General features: G+C 52.1%; 3 protein-coding genes. All 3 read right to left on the reverse strand.

What is annotated here, in order from left to right; all coding sequences use genetic code 11:
- Nucleotides 1-203: 203 nt before the first annotated feature.
- On the reverse strand, nt 204-512 hold the full coding sequence (locus tag LOC67_RS22755) for a hypothetical protein (RefSeq protein WP_230265137.1): 309 nt from the start codon (nt 510-512) through the stop codon (nt 204-206).
- 308 nt (nt 513-820) lie between these two features.
- The gene (locus LOC67_RS22760) at nt 821-1144 is read right to left on the reverse strand and encodes a hypothetical protein (protein WP_230265138.1); all 324 of its coding nucleotides are present in this window, start codon (nt 1142-1144) and stop codon (nt 821-823) included.
- Nucleotides 1145-5303: 4159 nt separating this feature from the next.
- Entirely contained in the window at nt 5304-5699 is a 396-nt protein-coding gene (locus LOC67_RS22765; protein WP_230265139.1) for a hypothetical protein, read from the reverse strand.
- Between the last annotated feature and the right edge of the window lie 269 nt (nt 5700-5968).

Below are 5968 nucleotides of genomic sequence, written 5' to 3' on the forward strand. Positions count from 1 at the left end.
TCGTATCGAATGTTGGCGTCAGGATCTGGCGTAGAGAGTGAATTCAAGTGATCAGCATGCATCTCAAGTGCCTCCATTCCAAACGATTTGAGATCTGCCATCGAAAGCCACTCAGTACAAATAACGTCACGGATCACGCGGTCGCCGCGAGCGATCCTCCACTCCAACAACCACGACTCGGCGACTCGTCGTGCATCCGATTGTTATCCCACAGATTCACTATGTCGTGGTCGGCGAAGGCGCTGGATGAGTTCACGAAGAAGCACTCGATCTTCAGGCATGTAGTACCGGTAGTGTGCCATGACTTCTTTTCCAGTTGAATCATGTACGGAGAAAACACCGAGCCACTCGCTGACGAATTCCGGATCGACGTCGTTCATGTCGATGGATGCCGGTTGGGAGCTAAAGATCAAGGTTGGGCCAGAGAGCGTTAGTCCATGCACATTGACATCAAAATTCCGGATGTCGACCACGCAGGCCCAGAAAGCCGCGCGAATCACAACGATAAACACCGCCCATCCATACGGAATCTGAGCCCACCGCGTAAGGCAATAAACTGCGATCCCAATAGAGAGACTGCTTGCGGCAGTAGTGATGAAAAATCGCCAGCGACTAGCCGCGAACGTCAATCGTGTCAGATCAGGTGAAATCAAAATAGCAGGTTGGGATAACGGTAACGATCACGTGGTCGCCGCGAACGACTTACCACTCCAAAACTCTCAACTCGGCGACTCACGTGCATCGTCTGGTTCGCCGCCGGCTCGGGCCATCGAGTTGGGGCGTGACAATCACAGTATAGCTATCTCTGCGCACCCGCGAATCATTCGTCGATAAACGTGCCGTCCGGAGCGAGAATGAAGTCGTCCGCAACATCCGGAGTGAAGATTGGAATGAAGCCAAGCAAGCAGCCACGTGTGCCGGTCGACAGGTCGGACATGACCCGAATGTGGCGTTTTGATCGATCGTCCCAAAGTATGTTTGTCTCAATCGTGTATGTCGTACCATCGGGTGCGGTGCCGTCAATCACGTCAAGATGATCCTCGTGACGCGGCGACTCAAGACGCGCGGCAAGTTCCGAGTGCGACATCTCACGGTACGACGCAAGATGCTCTGTCAAGATCGCAGCGAGAGTGTGCCGGTCCACGGTAATGCAATTTGAGTCGGCGAAACGGCGATGGTCACCGAGTCGGCGCGATTGAGGTGAAACTAAAACCTAAAAGTCGTCGACTCGCCGACTTCGGTGCACCAACTGGTTCGCGTGGTACACACGACCACAGCCAGCAGTACATCGCTGTCAACAAGTCTACCCGATTCGAATCGCCAAGGGGAACAAGCATAGATATTTCGGCTGGCGCACAGGGCGTCTGACCAGCTATATCGGAGCAGAAATCAAACCGTGGCCTCAAATGCGATAGACAGGAAACTGCTGTCCCTTTAGATCAGATGGGCCGTGATCCCCAACGATAATCAAACGGTGAATTCAATTGCGAACAATAGGAAACTGACGTCTCGCAAAATCCATTGGGCCGCGATCACGAGCAACTATCAAACCGCAACTTCGGTTGCGTCGATCAGCTAGCACTTGTCACATGAAATCAGGTGGGCCGAAATCAGACGCCTGGAACTAAGAAGGGCGATGACCATGTTGTTTAGAGATGAGTCATCAAACACTCACAGCTACCCGCGCGAACGGCGGACATAACCGAGTGACGGCGGACGACTAACCACTTCAAAACCCCCGATTCCGTCACTTCGGTTCATGTCATGGTTCGCGTGGTACACACGACCACGGTCGGCACTACCTCGCTGACGACAAGTCTACCCGATCGGAATCGGGGAGGGGAACGAGCATAGATATATCGGCCGGCGCATAGGGCGTTTGATCGGCTATCTCGGAGCAGCAATCAAACCGTGACATTCAAATACGATAGACAGGAAACTGCTGTCCTGTGAATTCACAAGGCAGTTGTCCAAGCAACACAATCAAACCGTGAATTCAATTGCGATCAACAGGAAACTGATGTCCGTTGAAGTCCGATGGGCGAAACCCGGGCACAACTATCAAACCGCAACTTCACTTGCGGCGATTATCAAACACTTGCCACATGAAATCAGATGGGCCGGAGCAACACCCGTTGAATTGCAGAGGGCGATGACCAACTGAAAAGGAGTTGAATCACTCAGCAGTTCATCTACCCGCGCAACGGTACGGATCACGTGGTCGCCGCGAAAGTTCAACCACTTCAAAAACCTCAACTCGGCGACTCACGTGCATCCGATGGTTATCCGATCATCTTCGCATAAAGCGGGCGAGCCAACGAAAACCTGATGGATTAATTGAAGTGTACACCTCAGCTGGGATTCCGAATAAAAGCGGTCCGGAAAGTATGCACCCGTCTATCTTCGATCCTGCTTCCACCGCATTGTGAATTGTATCCAACATTGCACTACGACTTGCGATTGCAGTGAATCTTTCTCGGTCGTGAACGTCATGAAGCATCTTAGACGCAAGTTCTGCGCATTGAGCAAAAATCGGTTCGGCGGCAAACGGGAACTCATGCGGTCGATCTCGTCCGTCTTTCGCAAAGAAGGTTTGTGGAAGTGTGATCGACCATTTATGGCCAATCAAAACCAGACCTAATGCCTCTGGTGGCCAATCGAGTAGTCGACGGATCGTCACCGGGTCATCATGCAACTCAGACGCTCGACGCTCAAGCGCGTCGTCGACTAGACCTGGATCGGCCAGCAATTCGATTGCGGCATCGAAGACATTTTGGTCAACAGCAAGCGTCAAGATTTTTCGCCCGGATAACGGCGGACATAACCGAGTGACGGCGGACGACTAACCACTTCAAAAACCCCGACTCCGTCACTTCGGTTCATGTCATGGTTCGCGTGGTACACACGACCACAGTCTGCACCACATCGCTGATGACAAGTCTACCCGATCGGAATGGCCAAGGGAAACGAGCATTGATATTTCAGCCGGCGGGTAGGGCGCCTGACCTGCCATCTCGGAGCAGAAATCAAACCGTGACATCCAATGCGATAAACAGGAAATTGCTGTCCTGTGAATTCACAAGGGAGTTGTCCAAGCAACACAATCAAACCGTGAATTCAATTTCGATTGATTGAAAGCTGATGTCCGTCGAAATCAAATGGGCTGGATTCAGCAGCAACTATCAAACCACAAACTCAGTTGCGGCGATCAGCTAACAGTTGATAGGTGAAATCAGATGGGCCAGATCCGTCAGCATCGAAGACAGGCGATGGTTATCGCAGGCACAACCATCCGCGCGAACGGTAGACATAACCGAGTGACGGCGGACGACTCACCACTTCAAAAACCCCGACTCCGTCACTTCGGTTCATGTCATGGTTCGCGTGGTACACACGACCACAGTCGGCATCACATCGCTGATGACAAGTCTACCCGATCGGAATGGCCAAGGGGAACGAGCATTGATATTTCAGCCGGCGGGTAGGGCGTTTGATCGGCTATCGCGGCGCAGAAATCAAACCGTGACATCAAATGCGCTCAACAGGATACTGCTGTCCCTTTCGAATAGAGAAGCCGTCAGCCGCAACATAATCAAACCGTGAATTCAGTTGCGATCGATAGGAAACTGTCGTCTCGTGAACGCTCTTGGGCCGCGTTCACGAGAAACAATCAAACCCCAAATTCAATTGCAGCGATCCGCTTTCTGTTGACACTTGAAATCAGATGGGCCGGGTCCAAATGCTTTGAATTGCGAAGGGAGATGAGCAACTGAGAAAGAGATGAATCATCCAGCGGTTCATCTACCCGCGCGAACGGCGGACATAACCGAGTGACGGCGGACGACACACCACTTCAGAAACCCCGACTCCGTCACTTCGGTTCATGTCATGGTTCGCGAGGTACCCACGACCACAGTCGGCACTACATCGCTGCTGACAAGTTTATTCGATCGGAATCGCGAAGGGGAACGAGCATAGATATTTCAGCCGGCGGGCAGGGCGTTTGAACAGCAATCTCCAAGCCGGGATAAAACCGTGACATCAGAAGCGATCATCAAGAAACTGACGCATCGTGAATTCCGATGGGTGTAATTCGAGCGACACAATCAAACCGTGAATTCAATTGCGATCAATAGGAAACTGTCGTCTCGTGAAATCTCCTGGGCCGCGTTCACGAGCAACAATCAAACCGTTGTTTCAATTGCGGCGATCAGCTAACAAATGCCATGCGAGATCAGATGGGCCGAATCCAAACACTCTATAGTGTAAAGGGCGATGACCATCCTGGAAACAGATGAGTCATTCAGCGGTTCAACTACCCGCGCGAACGGTCATGGTCACCGAGTCGGCGCGGTTAAGGTGAAACTAAAACCCAAAAGACGTCGACTCGCCGACTTCGGTGCACCAACAGGTTCGCGAGGTACCCACGACCACGGCCAGCAGTACATCGCTGTCGACAAGTCTACCCGATTCGAATCGCCAAGGGGAACGAGCATTGATATTTTGGCTGGCGCATAGGGCGTTTGAACTTCTATCTCGGAGCTGAAATCAAACCGTTGCATCGAATGCGATAAACAGGAAACTGCTGATCCGTGAATTCAGATGGGTGTTATTCGAGCGACACGATCAAACCGTGAATTCAATTGCGATCAATAGGAAACTGACGTCTCGCGAAATCAAATAGGCCGAATTCACGAGCAACTATCAAACCACAAACTCAGTTGCGGCGATCGGCTAACTGTCGCCAGTTGACATCAGATGGGCCAGATCCGTCAGCATTGAAGACAGACGTTGGTTATCGCAGTCACAACCACCCGCGCGAACGGTCATGGTCACCGAGTCGGCGCGGTTGAGGTGAAACTAAAACCCAAAAGACGTCGACTCGCCGACTTCGGTGCACCAACAGGTTCGCGAGGTACCCACGACCACAGTCGGCACCACATCGCTGGCGACAAGTCTACTCGATTCGAATCCCCAAGGGTAACGAGCATAGATTTTTCGGCTGGCGCATAGCGAGTTTGAACTGCTATCTCGGAGCTGAAATCAAACCTTCACGTCAAATGCGATTGATTGGAAACTGATGTCTCAAGAAATCAATTGGCCGAATTCACGGGCAACTATCGAACGACAAACTCAGTTGCGGCGATCGGCTAGTGGTTGCCATGTGAAATCAGCTGGGCCGGATTCAGCAGCGTTGGATTCAAGCCACAACCATCCGCGCGAACGTCACGGATCACGCGGTCGCCGCGAGCGATCATCCACTTCAAAAACCACGACTCGGCGACTCGTCGTGCATCCGATTGTTACCCGCTGCTCTCTGACCAACGTTGGCGACATTCAGCAAGAGTGGTTTTACAACGATGCCATTTGATAATGTATCGACTAGCAAGCAATGCCGAAACGCAGAACCCCAACGCAAACAGTAAACGCGTCCCCGAGATCCCGGCAGAGTTGTAGACAATCGCGATCAACCAGAAGACACGTGTTGTGGTATCGTGTTCACGGCTAAACGCAATCTGTGATTCGAATAGCCAGCAAAGTGCCAGCGAACCAAACGCTGCGGCAATCCAGATGGCTACAACTAAGCGAAGATTCTTTGGACGCTGGCAACAACGACGACAAATTCCGCCATAGCGTTTCAGAGTTGCAATCTGGGCCAGTGTTTCGCAGTGCGTGCATCGCTTGCGTTCTGATGTCATTCGGAAGATCAACAGAGATGTTCAGCGGCGTGATGGCGTAGGGGCCAATTGAGTCGGGTAACGGCGATGGTCACCGAGTCGGCGCGATTGAGATGAAACTAAAACCCGAAAGTCGTCGACTCGCCGACTTCGGTGCACCAACAGGTTCGCGTGGTACACACGACCACAGTCGGCACAACATCGCTGACGACAAGTCTACTCGATCGGAATGACCAAGGGGAACGAGCATTGATATTTCGGCTGGCGCATAGGGCGTTTGAACTGCTATC

Origin of the sequence: Stieleria sp. JC731 (genome assembly GCF_020966635.1) — a bacterium.
In the GTDB taxonomy this organism is placed as follows: Bacteria; Planctomycetota; Planctomycetia; order Pirellulales; family Pirellulaceae; genus Stieleria.